Annotated in this window: 15 protein-coding genes, 1 tRNA gene and 1 pseudogene; 6 read left to right on the plus strand and 11 right to left on the minus strand. The window is 35.4% G+C overall.

The window, feature by feature from the left end; all coding sequences use genetic code 11:
* Nucleotides 1–123: 123 nt before the first annotated feature.
* From JFU20_RS08695 to JFU20_RS08710, 4 genes are all read right to left on the minus strand, one after another.
* A complete protein-coding gene (locus tag JFU20_RS08695; protein ID WP_000172837.1) occupies nucleotides 124–711 on the minus strand; it encodes a CalY family protein in 588 nt (195 codons plus the stop codon).
* A gap of 66 nt (nucleotides 712–777) precedes the next feature.
* Complete coding sequence (sipW, locus tag JFU20_RS08700) at nucleotides 778–1,347, minus strand: signal peptidase I SipW (RefSeq protein WP_002064334.1); 570 nt, start codon at nucleotides 1,345–1,347, stop codon at nucleotides 778–780.
* A 196-nt stretch (nucleotides 1,348–1,543) separates the two neighbouring features.
* Nucleotides 1,544–2,830 carry a D-alanyl-D-alanine carboxypeptidase family protein gene (locus JFU20_RS08705; RefSeq protein ID WP_002166122.1) on the minus strand — a complete coding sequence of 429 codons (1,287 nt, stop codon included), beginning with the start codon at nucleotides 2,828–2,830 and terminating at the stop codon, nucleotides 1,544–1,546.
* Between the two features lie 154 nt (nucleotides 2,831–2,984).
* Nucleotides 2,985–3,212, minus strand: coding sequence for a hypothetical protein (locus JFU20_RS08710; RefSeq protein WP_002135051.1), 228 nt, complete (start codon nucleotides 3,210–3,212; stop codon nucleotides 2,985–2,987).
* 283 nt (nucleotides 3,213–3,495) lie between these two features.
* Between JFU20_RS08710 and JFU20_RS08715 the strand changes: the two genes are divergently transcribed.
* On the plus strand, nucleotides 3,496–3,720 hold the full coding sequence (locus tag JFU20_RS08715) for a hypothetical protein (RefSeq protein ID WP_002166123.1): 225 nt from the start codon (nucleotides 3,496–3,498) through the stop codon (nucleotides 3,718–3,720).
* Nucleotides 3,721–3,907: 187 nt separating this feature from the next.
* A tRNA-Val gene (locus tag JFU20_RS08720) sits at nucleotides 3,908–3,980 on the plus strand.
* A gap of 637 nt (nucleotides 3,981–4,617) precedes the next feature.
* Here JFU20_RS08720 and JFU20_RS08725 read toward each other — a convergent pair.
* From JFU20_RS08725 to JFU20_RS08755, 7 genes and pseudogenes are all read right to left on the minus strand, one after another.
* On the minus strand, nucleotides 4,618–5,859 hold the full coding sequence (locus JFU20_RS08725) for an ABC transporter permease (RefSeq protein WP_201038526.1): 1,242 nt from the start codon (nucleotides 5,857–5,859) through the stop codon (nucleotides 4,618–4,620).
* Nucleotides 5,852–6,751, minus strand: coding sequence for an ABC transporter ATP-binding protein (locus JFU20_RS08730; protein WP_002011464.1), 900 nt, complete (start codon nucleotides 6,749–6,751; stop codon nucleotides 5,852–5,854). Before JFU20_RS08730 ends, JFU20_RS08725 begins: the two co-directional genes overlap by 8 nt.
* Before the next feature lie 32 nt (nucleotides 6,752–6,783).
* Nucleotides 6,784–6,918, minus strand: a complete 135-nt coding sequence (locus tag JFU20_RS30560; protein ID WP_087943063.1) for an SDR family oxidoreductase — start codon at nucleotides 6,916–6,918, stop codon at nucleotides 6,784–6,786.
* Between the two features lie 280 nt (nucleotides 6,919–7,198).
* Nucleotides 7,199–7,561: pseudogene (locus tag JFU20_RS08740) on the minus strand (hypothetical protein).
* 136 nt (nucleotides 7,562–7,697) lie between these two features.
* The gene (locus JFU20_RS08745) at nucleotides 7,698–7,880 is read right to left on the minus strand and encodes a DUF3976 domain-containing protein (protein WP_002011459.1); all 183 of its coding nucleotides are present in this window, start codon (nucleotides 7,878–7,880) and stop codon (nucleotides 7,698–7,700) included.
* A gap of 28 nt (nucleotides 7,881–7,908) precedes the next feature.
* Nucleotides 7,909–8,286 carry a hypothetical protein gene (locus JFU20_RS08750; RefSeq protein ID WP_001109902.1) on the minus strand — a complete coding sequence of 126 codons (378 nt, stop codon included), beginning with the start codon at nucleotides 8,284–8,286 and terminating at the stop codon, nucleotides 7,909–7,911.
* Nucleotides 8,283–8,498, minus strand: coding sequence for a helix-turn-helix transcriptional regulator (locus JFU20_RS08755; RefSeq protein WP_002011455.1), 216 nt, complete (start codon nucleotides 8,496–8,498; stop codon nucleotides 8,283–8,285). The genes JFU20_RS08750 and JFU20_RS08755 overlap by 4 nt, the downstream gene beginning before the upstream one ends.
* A gap of 825 nt (nucleotides 8,499–9,323) precedes the next feature.
* Here JFU20_RS08755 and odhA point away from each other — a divergent pair.
* The 4 genes from odhA to JFU20_RS08775 all read left to right on the plus strand — a co-directional run bounded on the left by odhA (nucleotide 9,324) and on the right by JFU20_RS08775 (nucleotide 17,568).
* Nucleotides 9,324–12,191 (plus strand): 2-oxoglutarate dehydrogenase E1 component, encoded by a 2,868-nt coding sequence (odhA, locus tag JFU20_RS08760; RefSeq protein ID WP_002011454.1) that lies wholly within the window; start codon nucleotides 9,324–9,326, stop codon nucleotides 12,189–12,191.
* 129 nt (nucleotides 12,192–12,320) lie between these two features.
* Complete coding sequence (odhB, locus tag JFU20_RS08765; protein WP_002011452.1) at nucleotides 12,321–13,577, plus strand: 2-oxoglutarate dehydrogenase complex dihydrolipoyllysine-residue succinyltransferase; 1,257 nt, start codon at nucleotides 12,321–12,323, stop codon at nucleotides 13,575–13,577.
* A 125-nt stretch (nucleotides 13,578–13,702) separates the two neighbouring features.
* On the plus strand, nucleotides 13,703–15,622 hold the full coding sequence (locus JFU20_RS08770; protein ID WP_002166125.1) for a putative thiazole-containing bacteriocin maturation protein: 1,920 nt from the start codon (nucleotides 13,703–13,705) through the stop codon (nucleotides 15,620–15,622).
* Nucleotides 15,619–17,568: a TOMM precursor leader peptide-binding protein gene (locus JFU20_RS08775; protein ID WP_002166126.1), complete on the plus strand. Its 1,950-nt coding sequence runs from the start codon at nucleotides 15,619–15,621 to the stop codon at nucleotides 17,566–17,568. The genes JFU20_RS08770 and JFU20_RS08775 overlap by 4 nt, the downstream gene beginning before the upstream one ends.
* Nucleotides 17,569–17,570: the final 2 nt, after the last annotated feature.

The following is a 17,570-nucleotide window of genomic DNA, read 5'->3' on the forward strand; positions in this document are numbered from 1 at the left end:
GAACTATAACCTTATTATAATAAAGCGAATTACAAAATGATATAAAAATTATGTTTCTTTTTACATTTCTCTTTTAACACAAAAGAGACTACCACTTTTGATAGTCTCTTTTTGTTGTCATTATTATTTCGTTTCACCATCGCCTTGCTGTGCATCAAACGTCCAAGTTAATTGTAACTTATCGCCTTGGAATTCATTTTGGTCTTTTTTATTATCAACGAATTCAAATTTCACTTTGAATTTATCAGATTTACCTGCAGAAATACCTTTTTCATCCCAGAACCAAGCAGCTAAATCATTATTTACTGCTGTAAGTGTATCACCCTTCAATTTATCTAATGTAGTTTCTTTCACAATCGTCTCATGCTTATCTACATTTTTTAAGAATGTTACTTTAATATGTTTACCAAAATCATCTTTATTATCTTTCTTCGTATCTTCTACATTATAGTCTGTTTTTAATAGAACCTTTTTAATATCTAAAGAGCCTTTATTTTCTAGTTTAAATTCTTTTTCAATTGTATCACCAGGTTTTAAATTCGATACATTAACAACTGTTGATGGATTTAATGATAAATCAAGCGTACCAGCCGCAAATGTATTATTTGACACTTCTTTATCGCTAAAGAATGCAAATGTTCCTCCACCAACTAATGCTGCTCCTAATACTGCTGATGCGATACCCATTCCTAATTTTTTCTTTAAAGTCATGTCCATATCCCCTTAATATATATATATATTTGTTAACTTCCTAAACGGAAAGTATAACCAAACGAACTAGACGGATTGTTCTACTTTTTTATCTTTCTTTTCTCCGTCAATGCTACGAATAGCGCCAAAAATAGAAATTGCGGAATAGCCAAGTAAAAAGACTCCAGGAATAATGAGAAGTAATGCTGCTCCCGCTTTTGAACTCGCATAATTCAGTCCATAACCAACGTATGGAACTGTAATATCTGCATACTTTCCAATTACATTCTCTGCAAGTACTGGTGCTAAATCTGGTCCGTTGTTGTTATCCCCTTTTGTTTCATACATTACTTTTCCATTTGTATCTTTCACACCGATAATACGGTGAGTGATAATTTTGTCATCTTTCTCTTTAAACGTAATAACATCACCTTTTTTATATTTAGAACCATCTTTCGTTGGCTCTATCGCAATGATTGATCCTGTTAAAAATGTTGGTTCCATCGATCCTGAAAGAACGCTCTTAAATTGATATCCCATCACTGTTGGATCCCCGCCACTCGCTTTTGAAGAAATAACTACAAAAGCTAAACAAACCATTACCGCAAATAAAACAAATGAGATAACGTTGCTAATCACCTTCCAAATTAATTTCATCGTCTCTCTCCCTCTCCGTTGTTTTATATTATTTGAAGTATGCAATATTCATTTTAGTTCTTTAACAAGAACACAAGTAAATAATATAACGAACAATACGGAAATGCAATAAGAAAATTTACAATTATTAGTTAAATCACTTTTGAAATACATGCAAAAAGACCGTGACAAAATCTCATCACGGTCTACTAGCAATTTATTTTTCTTCTGATTTCATCCCTTGGTTATTTCGGCGCAGCACTACATATAAAATCGCTCCAAATAATACAATCGCACCTATTCCAACACTTATCACTTTCACATTCGATTCCTTTACTTCAGGTGCAACTGTATCTTTTTTAGGCATCGCAAAAGTAACATCTTCTTTCGAAAGAACATTTATAGTCGCAATCGTTTGATTATTTTTTATAATATCTACCGCACCAACTACTTCACCGCGATGAATTCCTTTTTGGTACAAAGCTTCTTTATCCACTGAATTAACCCGAAAAGCCGTTTTTACATTTTTCCCTTCATCTTTCTTTAACATAAGCTCAGCACTGTTTTCGAGCTCAGAATCAACATCTTTATTTAAATACGTTGTCTTTTGATGCCAACTATGTTTATCTAGTACAGTTTGCTTCGTAAATTGCCCGAAAGAATATTCCGTCATCTGCTTCAAATCTTCATAAATTTCAGGTCTTTGAGAAGCCATTACTACATTTATAATACGATTTCCATCCTTCTCATTTAATAAAACGAGCGTATTGCGCGCTTCATTCGTAAATCCTGTCTTACCACCAATGCTATATGGATTTTCAAAATAAGTAGACTTATTAAAAATAGAAACTGTTTGCGTAGATGTCGTAACCGTCGTTCTTTTCGTATTCATCGCTTGTAAAATTTCAGGATACTTTTGCACACCTCTCGTAATCATCGCCATATCATATGGCGTCGTATAATGATTTGGATCATGCAATCCATTTGGCGTTACAAAATGGCTATCTTTAGCCCCTAATTGCTTCGCCCTTTCATTCATCATATTGGCGAAATTTTCAACACTTCCTCCAATATGCTCCGCAATCGCATAGGATACATCATTCGCACTCAGCACCATTAAAATCATAAGTGCAGTATTTCTATTAATAGTCTCACCAGGTTGAAACTCAATTTGATAATTACTCTTCTCTTGATCTAATGCTAATTGTGAAAACGTAAATTGATCCTCTGGCTTCGTATGCTCCATCAGTAAAATCGCCGTTAACACTTTCGTCATACTAGCAGGGAACGCACGATGATTTGCATTTTTGTCGTACAACATATCTCCTGTTTTCGCATCAATCGTAGTCGCAAACTGACTAAAAACATTCGGCCCTTCCGCAGGTGGAGGTGCCACTTGCTCCGGATTTACTCCAATATTCGTCTCAGCATATAACGTCATAGGTGTCAAAAAAAATAAACAAATAACCATAACAAAAACCGAAATTTTCTTAAAATTTACCATATGACTCTCCCTTTTCCCTTTACTTTCACATTCTATAAAATACCTCTACCAAGCTATATGTAATTTGTATTAATTTGGAAGAATATTCACTTTTTTTACTATATCACACTTTTACGATTAGGAACATAAATATACAACAAAAAATAAGAAGGAATTACTCTTTCTTATCCTTCTCATCAATCAACGAATCTATTAACTTTTGCCCAGCTTCTTCGGGCGTAATCTCGTCCGTCATACCCATAAACGACCAACCTTTAGAATCGACCCACTCAACGAACTCTTGTAAAAACTCATCATGCGTCACATCCACATCAAGAATCGAACCATCAATCGAAATCGTTCTATTTCTAGACACACGCATCTTAAACGTTTTTCTTACCATTACAATTATTCTCCCTCTACTCCTGAATATTTATAAATATCTTGTACTTCTTTTATACATGATTTCTTAAAAATTGTAAAAAGGATATATTGGCCAATTTGCATATTAAAAATGAAAATCTCTTATTATATAACCCTCACACTACATTCATTTAGTCATAAATTACGGAATACATCCATATAAAAAAACAAACCAACTTATATTCTATCACACCAACTACACTTGACTTTAGTACGATCAAATAGAATATATTAGAAAACAACTTAAAATGAGGAGGAACTCCATGGCACGTTGTACATATTGTAAAACGAAGTGGAAAGTAAAAGATGTATGGTCAATACTCGTGACATTTGAAAAAGATTGTCCGTATTGTTTTGGAAGACAATATCTATCAAAGAAAACATTGAACGCCATGCCAGAACTGATAAGCTTACCTTTACACTTCTTACTCCCTTTTCTAGTTAATTTGAGTGATAAAGGTCCTTTGGATTGGTATCGGAAATCATAGTACCTCATTATCTTCTACTTATAAAAAAATAAAAACATATATAATAGTATAAACACTATAACTAAACCTACTTTCTATTACACTATCTCTTTAAAAACTTACTATAAAAATATTGTAAAATTTCAGTTAATTACATATAATTGCTTTAGCATGATGATTAAAGATGCTATTAGATAAACATTTTGAAGATCCCGTAGCTCAGCAGGGAGAGCGCCACCTTGACAGGGTGGAGGTCGCTGGTTCGAGGCCAGTCGGGATCATATGAGAAACCCCTTGATAGTCAAGGGGCTTTCTTTATGTAGCAAATCAATATATTATTTTTATAATAAATTTTTTATATACTGTTCAAGATTTGATCAATAGCTCTCTTTTGGTTAACGATTAATTTTTCATATGAAAATAAACTTATGATTTTAAATCTCTTATTAGATTTGAGTCAATATTTTAGACAAAAAAATTCAAACTAAGCTAGCTTTATTTTATTTGATTTACTGCTATTTGTAATATCGTTCACCGTGATATAGCAAAGTGTGATTCTAAACTTGTAATATTATACATATCTTAAAAAATCAGTAGATATATCCTTTTCTTTCAACTTATATTCATCTCGATTGAAACATTGCGTAAGATTCTGTGAGACTCCCGGTTCATCAATCGCTAATGTTATATTTCTACCATTTTCCCCTACTTCTTTTCCTCAATTCTTGAGAAAGACATAAATTATATCAATCATCACTCTGCGTTGTTCGCCAGAACTCAATTCTTCACTCTCTTCTTGGGAGCTTTTTAAAGTTTTCTTTGAAAAATAGCCTAATACAATAATTTATATATATATTGTAACAACAAAGAACTACATAGATTAACTATGTAGTCTTTTTAAATATGAATAGGCCAATCTTATTTTTTCCCTAACTTGATTGCCTTTTTTATATTACTGAATGCACCTTTACCATATAATAATACGCCACCGCGGTAAACACGACTCGTTAAACCAATCATCATACATATTGTTGCTAATAGAATCGCTAATGCAAGCGCAATCTCCCATACTGGGATATTGAGGAATCCAATTCGTACGAGCATAACAATAGGAGTAAAGAAAGGTATATAGCTAGTAATGGTAACAACCGTGCTGCTTGGATTTGACATTCCATAAAGTGCGATATACAAAGCAGCAATTAACATAAATGTCAGCGGCATAACAGCTTGAGAAGATTCCTCTATACGACTAATAACAGAGCCGAGTAGACAAGATAATGAGCCATATAATAAGAATCCTAATGTGAAGAATAGAATCCCATAAAACACTAGAGTAGGAGCAACAGAATTTAAATCAATACTATTTAAAATATCATTTTTCGATTCATTAATTGCTATTTTATACCCTACAGTTGCGACCAAGCCCCAAATTATTATTTGTGTAATACCTGCCAATAATGTTGAGAAGAGCTTCGCATATAAATGTTTTGTAGGCGAAATACTTGAAACAACTAACTCCATTACACGAGAAGATTTTTCTGTTGCAACATCTGTAGCTAATTGTGCAGCATACATTAATATCATTACATAATTTAGCATGATAAAGGTATTAATTAAAATTCCTACACCCTCTGTATGTTCTCCATCTTTAACCTTATCTGAAACAGTTTTGGTTTGTATTTCTACTGGCGTTGTTAACACCTTTAATTCATCTTGCGATAGATTCAATTGCTGAGCGAAATTAGAAGACTGTATTTGAGATAAAATAGTTTGAACCTTGCTAACATCTTGCTGATTTACATCTGTCTCAGCTATATACGTAGCCTTTAGTTGTTTATTATCCAATTCCTCTACAACGATTGCATATGTATAATCACCATTTTTAACACCTGATTCTGCTTTTGGTTTATCCGTACTACGCTTAACATGTATCTTACTATCGACATTTTTAAACACTTGATTAATAGTTGTATATAATTCTTCTTTTTCTGTAACAACAACAACTTGATCGTCCTCGTTACCTGCAAAATAGTTATAAATCTTGTCAAAATTCATCAATCCTATAATTAACATAGAAATTATTATTGTAATAGCAAAATATGATTTTGATTTCACCTTAGATCTATAGTTTTGTAAAAAAATTGTCCAGAAACTACTCATGTTGCGCACCTACTTTCGCAATAAAGATATCATTTAATGTAGGCTCTTCTACTGCAAACTTTTTAACATACCCTAACTTCGTTATTTCTTTAAATAAAACATGCGAAACTTCTTCATATGAAATTTTAAGAGTAACTGCATTCTTACGTTTCTTCATACTTTCTACACCTTTTATTTCTTTCAAATGGTCAAAGTCATGATCGCCAACGATTACAACATTCTTTTTACCAAAATCACTTTTAATTTTTGCAATGTCTCCCTGAACAACAGGTACTCCTTTGTGCATGATACAAATGTGTTGACATAACTCTTCCACATGTTCCATACGATGTGAACTAAAAAGAATGGACGACCCTTGTTTTTGCATATCAAGAACGGCTTCTTTTAACATTTCAACATTTACTGGGTCTAAACCACTAAATGGTTCATCTAAAATTAAGAGTTCAGGCTTATGTATAATCGCTGTTATCAGCTGAATTTTTTGCTGATTCCCTTTTGAAAGTTCTCCTACTTTTTTGTTCAGATTCTCAGTTATATTAAAACGCTCCAGCCAATAGTGAAGTTCTTTTTCTGCATCTTTACTTTTCATGTTCTTTAGTTTTGCAAAAAAGTTAACTTGTTCTTTGACAGTCATTTTTGCATAAAGCCCACGTTCTTCTGGTAAATACCCAATCTTATCCGTAACATCATAATTTATAGGTTTACCATTCCATGAAATAGTTCCGCTTGTTTTTGATAAAAGTCCAAGTATCATTCGAAATGTAGTCGTTTTACCTGCTCCATTTCCGCCCAAGAATCCAAATATTTCACCTTTTGGTATCTCGATATTCAAATTATTCACTGCAACATGTTCGTCAAATTTCTTTATTAAATCTTTAATTAGTAAACTCATTATCCACACCCTTAATTCCCAAGATGATTTATTTATACAATTGTATATCCATAGTCAACAACAATATTTTGACCTCTAATGGCATCGCTTTTATCAGACATTAAAAATAAGATGACATTTGTAACATCTGAAATTCTAACAATTTCCCTATATGATATTTTTTCAATAACTTATTTCCTTCAAAAATCATTCATTACCAACAAATGTTATATTTTTCATTATAAGGTTAGCATAAGATTTAGAATAACCAATATGTAATTTTGCATATTTTAATATTTTCATAAGGTATTTCTTTGAAAAAATTTTCGTTATGTACTTTAAAACAACTTATAGGCACATTTAAGCTGCTCAATAGATAAATCATTCGTTTCTATTTTTTCAAAAGTTCCTGCTTTCCATCTCATACCGCTCACTACTCTCTATTAAAAATTTGTTTCTTCATTTATATTATAATACTTGTTTTAACATCGGTCTTACGATTCTATATTCGTCACCAAAAGGCTCCTTTATGATTAATGGTGAGTAATCATCTTTTTCTTCTTCAATCATTGTAAATATTTCTGTTTTTTCTTGTAATATATTAGATTCGCTATTTTTAGTAGGTTTTTTGCTTGTTTCAATTTTCTTCGTCACTTCTCCAAGTTTTTGCCCGGCTTCTTCTGCTTTGGCAGGTTCATTCGTAACGTAGTATTCATGCCCCTCCTATACTAATATAAGTGGAACTTGTTCTCATTTTTTACATATTATATAAGTAATACTAGCTATAAGTAGTAGACATGTTAATAAAAAGAAGATAGCTTTTTTGTTCATATACTATTCTCCTTATCTATCATTTTATTGGATTATATAATAGGAAATATAGTCACTAAATAGTTTTTATAGGATTTTTTAGTATTAATTTCAAATAGAAAAACCTTACTATAAAGTAAGGTTCCGTTTTTAAATTCTATAATGTTTTATTAATTAGAACGATCATTACGATAATCGCTATAAACATAACAACTAAACAGCCGATCATTTTATAAAATCCTCGTTTCGTTAACGTTCCGCCTTGAACGTCTTTCCGAATAAATAAAAATACGGCTAAAAATAATACAAGCCCCATGCCAAAAGCATACATCATTTGCATATGTTAATCTTCCTTTCTCTTTTACATCTTAATATCTTTTCGATAAAACAACAAACGATATAAAAACTGTACTCATCGTGAGTGCCATAAGTATGTTCAATAGTTCAGTAGCAGATAGTGTAAGTATTTTTAAGTTTAAGCCGATAGAGAAAAGAAGATAATATGCGGTTAGTGCAAAAAAGGTCACGAACATCCCTTTATAACGAATAAGCTTCATTCGCTCGTCTTTTTCTTTAAATTGTGGGTGCAAGTAACTTAGGCAGAAACTCATAATCATCATCCCAAGCAATGGATAAGTTATAGCTGGCGGTGCAGAATGCGTCATTATACCTGTTAATATCATAAATCCACTCATAAATAGAAAAATAATCCCCATAATTACAAAGTACTTTTGTGAATAATTCATCCTTTCTCCTCCTCTTCTTTTCCCTCATAAATAAATACATGTTCTATCGTTGTCTGAAATGTTTTTGCTATTTCAAATGCTAATGGAAGTGATGGATCATATTTCCCTTTTTCAATTGAGATAATGGTTTGTCTGGAAACCCCAAGTTTCTCAGCCAATTTTTCTTGAGATAGTCCAAATTTTTTTCGGTATTCGACCATTTTATTTTCCAAGGAAATTTCTCCCTCCTTCCTTATACCGAGTATATAGGTAAAGAAAACTTTACGTCAAGGTTCCTTTACATTCATTTAGATTATTTTGCATTCTATTTATATAGAAGAAATTTTTTCAAATTCAGCACGTCTATTTTGAAATGAAACATGGAACAATGTATATAGCCGTTACTATATCTCCTCCCCGCTTTTGTGAAAATTTAATATCTCCATATTTGTTTTATCCTTTTAAAATGTTTCATTCTGCTCTTTATCGGGTGAAATGCGCTATTGTTTTTACGTTGTTTTTCGCCATATTTATAGAAACTAACGGTTTATGAAGCATTTTTTATGTATAGCCACTTTTTTTGTAGAAATCCTTCATTTTCCTTTCAATATTTAACACTATCGAGATAAAGTTTATGGTAAATTCATAATTTTTTATTTTTTATACTATATTCCGTTATATTGTTGTATAATATCAATGAAAGCGCTTGTTATTCCAATATACATAATTCGAACTAAACTTTATCTAAACATTCTGATAGTTATACTTATATTTAAATGCAACAATTATAGGTATTAATGTAGGTATACCAAATATATCCACCCCATTTTTCTGTAAAATTACTTTATAACATGAAAGATTAACTTGGGTGATAAGTAATTGTGAATGTTTTTTTACAAAACAGATAAGTAATAGTGTTTGGTATTATGTAAATTATTGTAATAACATAAGAGTAAAGATAACCTTTACATTAATTATTAGTTCATCAATTATTGAAAAAGAGCAAAATGCACCTTTTGTATAGGAAAAGGATTATATGCATTGGGAGGTTTAAACAAATGACGAGGAAGAATACAACGACAAACCCTTGGGCCAAGTTCCATGGTCCGAACCTTGGTTATGTTATTGAACAGTATGATCTTTACGTAACTGGAGCAGGTTCTGTTGATCCGGAATTACAAGAGCTTTTTGAAATTTTTGGAGCTCCTTCGTTTCAAGATGATGTCGTAACAGGGGACAACACAGCAACACATTTTTCTCCTCAAAACACAGGTAACATTGAAAAAATTCTTAAAGTCGTTCAACTTGTTGAACAGATTCGTTCTTTCGGGCATACGTTGGCTCACATCAACCCAATGGAAGATGCTGCAAACGGACAATCTCTTATCGAGAAAACAATGAACGAACTGAGCGATGCTGACTTGAAAGCGATTCCAGCAAAAACAGTATGGCAAGATGCACCAGAGGGTATTCACACTGCACTTGATGTAATTCATAGATTAAAAGACGTTTATACAAAATCTTTAGCTTATGAATTCTCACATATACAAGATAGTGAAGAACGCGCGTGGTTGCATCAAATGGTGGAATCAAATTCATTGCGTCAACCATTATCAAATAAAAAACGAACTGCTCTTTTAAAACGTTTAACTGCTGTTGAAGGTTTCGAGCAATTCTTGCATAAAACATTCGTTGGTCAAAAACGTTTCTCAATAGAGGGCGTTGATATGCTTGTACCTGTACTAGATGAAATTGTTTCAGAAGGTGCTAAAGGCGGCGTTGAAGATGTCATGATTGGTATGGCTCACCGTGGTCGTCTAAGCGTACTCGCTCACGTATTAGAAAAGCCATATAATCACATGTTTGCAGAATTCAAACATGCAAAAATAGAAGGTGCAGTGGCAAATGCTGGCTGGACTGGCGACGTGAAATACCATTTAGGTAGAGAACAAGTCGTTGGTAATGAAGAAGTTAGCACTCGTGTTACATTAGCAAATAACCCGAGTCATCTTGAGTTCGTTAACCCTGTTGTTGAAGGTTTCGCACGTGCAGCTCAAGAGAATCGTAAAAAATCTGGTCTTCCAGAACAAGATACTACAAAATCATTCGTAATTTTAGTTCATGGCGATGCTGCATTCCCTGGTCAAGGTGTTGTGTCTGAGACACTCAACTTAAGTAGATTGAATGCATACCAAACTGGCGGAACTATTCATGTTATCGCAAATAATGCAGTCGGCTTTACGACTGATAGCTATGATTCTCGTTCTACTAAATATTCAAGCGACCTTGCAAAAGGTTTCGATATTCCGATTGTTCACGTGAATGCTGATGATCCGGAAGCTTGTCTTGCTGCTGCAAACCTTGCGATCCAATATCGTACGTTGTTCAAAAAGGACTTCTTAATCGATTTAATCGGTTACCGCCGATATGGTCATAACGAAATGGATGATCCAGCAGTTACGCAACCACAAGTGTACAAAAAAATTAAAAATCACCCAACTGTAAGAGCAATTTATGCAGATCAATTACAATCTGCTGGCGTTCTGAATGCAGATGAGGTTGAAACAATTACTCAGTTTATACAAGAGGAATTAAAGGCTGAATACGCACAAGTGCCACCAGCTGATACGAGTGCTGCAACAATTCACGTTAAAGTTCCAGAGGTTGTTGCAAAAGGAATCCAGCCGATTGACACTGGTGTTTCAATTGAATCACTTCGTGCAATTAATGAAGGACTATTATCTTGGCCTGAAGGCTTTAACGTATATCCAAAAGTGAAGAAAATTCTTGAGCGCCGTAAAGATGCTCTTGAAGAGAACGGTAAAATTGAATGGGCACTTGCTGAATCGTTAGCATTCGCTTCTATTTTGCAAGAAGGTACGCCAATTCGTTTAACTGGTCAAGATTCACAGCGTGGTACATTCGCGCACCGTCATATCGTATTACACGATACTGATACAAACGAAACATATTCACCATTACACCGTTTACCGAACATTAACGCATCATTCTCTGTTCATAACAGTCCGTTATCAGAAGCTGCTGTTGTTGGTTACGAATATGGTTACAACGTATTTGCTCCAGAAACTCTTGTGATGTGGGAAGCTCAATACGGTGACTTCTCAAATACTGCGCAAGCATTATTTGATCAATATGTTTCAGCAGGAAGAGCGAAATGGGGTCAAAAATCTGGTTTAGTTCTTCTATTACCACACGGTTATGAAGGTCAAGGGCCAGAACACTCTAGTGCACGTCCAGAGCGTTTCTTACAATTAGCTGCTGAGAACAACTGGACAGTTGCAAACTTAACGAGCGCGGCACAATACTTCCATATTTTACGTCGTCAAGCATCTATCTTAGGAACAGAAGCTGTTCGACCGTTAGTGCTTATGACACCAAAGAGTTTATTACGTCATCCACTTACGCTTTCAACTGCTAGTCAGTTAAGCGAAGGACGTTTCCAACCTGCTTTAGAACAAGAAAACCTTGGTGCGAAACCAAACAAAGTAAAACGTCTTGTTTTAAGTACAGGTAAAATGGCAATTGACTTAGCAGCAGAAATCGAAAGTGGTAAGCATGAGTACAGCCTAGATGAAGTTCATATGGTTCGTATCGAGCAGTTGTACCCATTCCCTGCTGAAAAAGTTCAATCTATTATTAAACGCTTTAAAAACTTAGAAGAAATCATTTGGGTTCAAGAAGAACCTCGTAATATGGGCGCATGGCATTACATGGCTCCAATTCTGTTCGAACTAGCTGGGGATAAAGTGAAAACAGGTTACATTGGACGCCCGGATCGTTCTAGCCCATCTGGTGGCGATCCATTCGCTCACAAAGCTGAGCAAGAATTAATCGTTGCACACGCTTTAGATGTGAAGTACAACTTCCGTCAAGATAAACAAGAAATTGAAGTTTTCAGCAACTGAAAGTAACAATGAGTTTTTCAGGCTTGGCTGTGGCAGATAGTCTGCCACAGCCAAGCTAACAAATGGAGATTACCGAAGATTAAAGAAGATAAAACACACCGTTAGGCAAATAAGGGGAGGACATTTAAAATGATCGAAATTAAAGTACCTGAGCTTGCAGAATCTATTTCAGAAGGAACTATTTCACAATGGCTTATCAACGTAGGCGACAAAGTTGAGAAAGGTGGCAGCGTTGTTGAGCTTGAGACTGACAAAGTCAATGTAGAAATCATTGCAGAGGATTCAGGTATTGTATCGAAGTTACTAGGCGAACCTGGGGATACAGTTGAAGTTGGCGCTACTATCGCAATTTTAGATGCAAACGGCGCAGCAGTTGAAGTAAGCACACCTGCTCCGGCTAATGAGCAACCAAAACAAGAAACTACTGAAGCACCGAAGGCAGCAGCTCCAAGTGCTGAACAAAATAAAGCGTTGCAAGGTTTACCAAATACAAATCGTCCTATCGCATCACCAGCTGCTCGCAAAATGGCTCGTGAATTAGGAATCGACTTAAACGACGTACGTAGCACAGATCCACTTGGACGTGTGAGACCACATGACGTACAAGCTCACGCTGCAGCGCCAAAAGAAGCACCAGCTGCTCCAAAACAAAGTCCGGCTCCAGTTGCAAAAACTGAATTCGAAAAACCAGTTGAGCGTGTAAAAATGTCCCGCCGCCGTCAAACAATTGCAAAACGTCTTGTAGAAGTTCAACAAACATCTGCAATGTTAACTACATTTAACGAAGTTGATATGAGTGCAATCATGGAATTACGTAAAGAACGTAAAGATGCTTTCGAGAAAAAACATGATGTACGTCTTGGCTTTATGTCATTCTTCACAAAAGCAGTTGTTGCAGCATTAAAACAGTTCCCATTATTAAATGCTGAAATTCAAGGCGATGAGCTTATCATTAAAAAATTCTATGATATCGGTATTGCAGTAGCAGCTCCAGATGGATTAGTTGTTCCAGTTGTACGCGATGCTAACCAATTGAACTTCGCTGAAATTGAAAGCGAGATTCGTAATTTAGGTCTGAAAGCACGCGATAATAAACTTTCATTAAAAGAGCTACAAGGTGGTACATTTACGATTACAAATGGTGGCGTGTTCGGTTCTCTAATGTCAACACCAATCCTAAATAGTCCACAAGTAGGTATTTTAGGGATGCATAAAATCCAAGTACGTCCAGTTGCAATTGATGCAGAGCGTATGGAAAACCGTCCAATGATGTACCTTGCACTATCTTACGATCACCGTATTGTTGATGGTAAAGAAGCAGTTAGCTTCCTTGTTGCTGTTAAAGATATGCTTGAAGATCCAAAATCATTATTATTAGAAGGTTGATAGATTATTAATCTATTAAAGGCTGTAGAATGAATCATTCTACAGCCTTTTTTCATTATGTTCATATGGGACAAATCACACTACATAGACTAATAATGTATGCCTAAAACGTAAGGGGGATAAACATGAATAACCTTCCAGTTCATGCAAAACTTAAAGCAAATAAGGATACTTTCTTCCTCCCCGATTCAAACGGGGGTGTTTACTTTCGAAATAACTCCAGTTCATTCCGTATGGATGGTGATGGAATTTATGACTGGATTGAGAAATTAATGCCTATGTTTAACGGTAATCATTCTTTGACAGAAATAACCGATGGTCTCCCTCTCCCCTATCAAAATCGTGTATTTGAAATTGGAGAGATTTTATATGAAAATGGTTTCATTCGTGATGTAAGCCAAGATGCTCCCCACGAATTAAACAGTGCATTACTCGACAGATACGCTTCGCAAATTGAGTTTTTAGAAGCTGATTCCCATTCAGGCGCTTTAAAATTCGAAACGTACCGCGCAGCAAATGTGCTTATAATTGGTTCTGGCGATATGCTTACTTCCCTAGTTTCTTCTTTATTAGAATCTGGTTTACCTACATTCCATTATCTTGTTACAGATCGTGCTGAAACCAACTACGATCGAATTCATGAACTAAGCGAACGTGCATATGCAAATGATGACAATGTACTTATTCAAGAAATAGATATTACAATTGATCGCCCTTTACATGAAGTATTCGAGCCTTTCGACTGGATTTTATACGTTTCCCAAAATGGAGATATTGAAAGTTTAAGAGCAATCCATACTATTTGTAGAGAGTTTAAGAAAAATTTCATACCAGCTATTTGCTTATCAAGAATTGGTTTAGCTGGACCTGTCGTAACCGCAGACCGTGAAGAATGCTGGGAATCAGCTTGGCATCGTCTACACGAAACTACTTTACAAAGTGAAAATCCACCTGAACCTTTCTCACCAATTACATCTGCAATGTTAGCAAATGTTATCGTTTTTGAGTTATTTAAACATGTCGCTGAAGATTCACATAGGCAGCATAATCCTCAATTCTTTTTATTAAACTTGGAAACACTTGAAGGAAAGTGGCACCCTTTCATAAAACATCTTCTCGCAACCGATGAAATCTTTACAATTGATACGGTGCAAAATCTTCAAGAAAACCTTGCCCAACGTTCCGGACAATATACTTCAACTGAACTTTTTCGTTTTTTTGATACGTTAACTTCTAAAGAAGCTGGCATATTCCACATGTGGGATGAACAAGATTTATACCAATTGCCTTTATCACAGTGCAATATTCAAGTTGCAAATCCATTATCAGACGGACCTACCTCTCCCCTTCCTACTATAATTTGCGGTGGATTAACTCATAATGAAGCACGCCGCGAAGCTGGCTTAACAGGCGTTGAAACATATGTAGCTGAAATGATTCATCGTCTTATCCCCGAACATACTGATATCGGTATTGGTGCTGGGGAAACGATGACAGAAGGTGTATACCGAGCACTCCAAAAACATTTAAATAATAAGTTATATGAACGCCAATCACATATGCTAGAAGAGATTACAGAGCTTTATTTAACCGAAATTCATGATAAACATTGTAGGTTTTACTACGATGCTCTCTCTACAATTCATGAAATACCTAAAGTAGGAATGAGTGAGGAGTTACTTGGTTTTCCTATCGTTTGGATCGGTATTAATGATAGATGGTATGGTGCGGCAAATATTAATATAACACTCGCATTAAGAAATGCTCTGCAACAAGCACTCCTTCATATTCAAAATGAAGAGATTCCTTATAAAGCTAATATGTTACCGGAATCATCCATTGTTTTATATAGTACGGATCCTGTTAGAGTAGCAATACAAGAAGAGGAAGACATTCCAGGCGTACAGTCTTTACAAGTTGCTTTGCAAAATTTAACGGAAAACAACTTGTATCCATTCGTTTTTGATTTAGCTATTGAGTCATTTTTAAGAGACAACTTAGACGGTGTATATGGGGTATTAATTGCAAAGGAGGATGACCAATGACTCAAAACATACTACTTATAGGAGATGGCCTACTCACAGACTATGTACATGAGCAATTGTGTAAGCAATATTCACTCATCCGCCAGCATACAATTACAGAAGCTCTCCCTGAAAACATTCATCTTGCTCTCGTTTTACATGACGGGTCTCCTTCTTCCGTACATCGTGATGCTGAGCTTATCTTTCGCTCACATAATATTCCGTGGCTTCGCGCGTTTACTTCGTTTGGTGAAGGTATTATCGGTCCTTACGTGAAGCCTCTTACAACTGGATGTTCCCACTGCGCTGATGGACGCCGGTTTATAGCTGGCTTTGATCAAAAAGAAATGTGGGAACTACAACGAAAATATGCATTAAAAGCAGAGAACGTGACGAGGCGTGATGTACGCGCCACCCAAAATGGAATGTTACAAATGTGCCAGCTCATTCATGTTGAAACAGAGAAAATATTAGCTCATGGATATTCTTCTTTAGAAAACGAACTCATTTTACTGGACTTACAAACGTTACAATGTACCCGGAATTCGTTTCTTCCAGACCCTCTCTGTCCGGTATGCAGCAATTTGCCTGACGATACAGCAGATGCAGCGCAAATTTCTTTACAACCAAGTTTGAAAACGAGTACTGAAACGTATCGCTGTCGTTCCATTCATGAGCTAAACACATTTTTAACGAGAGACTATTTAGATTACCGGACTGGTATTTTAAACGGTAAAATGCAACATTCTCTATTACCGTTTGCTGATGTCATTATAAACATGCCGTTACTGTTTGGAAATGAAGGTGTCGCGGGCCGGACTCATTCATTTTCACTTAGTAAAGCAACCGCTATTTTAGAAGGTTTAGAACGCTATTGCGGTATGTCGCCTCGTGGAAAAAAAACAAATGTACATGGCAGTTTTCGTGAGCTAGAAGATATTGCACTGAATCCCCTCACACTTGGTGTGCATACAAATGAACATTACAATCGTGATAGTTTTCCATTTAAGCCGTTTGATCCTGATTATGAGCAAAACTGGGTATGGGGATATTCTTTATTACAAAGCAGGCCCCTTCTAGTTCCAGAATCAATCGCTTATTATAGCCTTGGTCATAGAGATGCTTTCGTGTATGAAACATCAAATGGATGTGCAATTGGTGGTAGTTTAGAAGAAGCAATTTTTCACGGCATTTTAGAAATTGTAGAGCGTGACGCCTTTTTGCTCACTTGGTATGCCGAATTACCTCTTCCCCGTCTCGATCTTAGTTCAGCCAATGATACTGAATTGCAACTAATGTTGGAACGCTTACGCACAATTACTGGATATGAATTATACGTTTTCAACGCGACGATGGAACATGGTATTCCGAGCATATGGGTCATTGCGAAAAATACAAGGCAAGATGGTATGAATCTCGTCTGTGCTGGCGGCGCACATATGGAACCAATTCGAGCTGTAAAAAATGCAATTCATGAAATAGCGGGCATGTTACTTATAACAGATGAAGAGCTTGAACAAAAAAGAGAGAAATATGAAAACGGTTTACAAGATCCATATCTTGTTTCGCAAATGGAAGATCATAGTATGCTGTATGGATTGAAAGAAGCGGAAGAACGTCTTCACTTCCTTTTACGTGAAGATGCTCCGGTGCAAACGTTCCAAGAAATGAATGCATTACAATCATTTGATATGGATTTAACATCTGATCTTCATCAACTTTTAAACAGGTTACATCAATCTGGACTTGAAGTAATTGTTGTAGATCAAACGGTCCCCCTTATAGAAAAGAACGGCTTACATTGTGTAAAAGTAATTATTCCAGGCATGTTACCGATGACGTTCGGTCACCATCTCACTCGGGTTACAGGACTGGATAGAGTGTATACCGTACCGATGACACTTGGATATTGGGCTGAGCCTTTAACGAATGAAAGTTTAAATCCACATCCGCATCCGTTTCCATAATT

It is taken from the genome of Bacillus sp. TH30 (assembly GCF_016650875.1).
Taxonomy (GTDB): Bacteria; Bacillota; Bacilli; order Bacillales; family Bacillaceae_G; genus Bacillus_A; species Bacillus_A mycoides.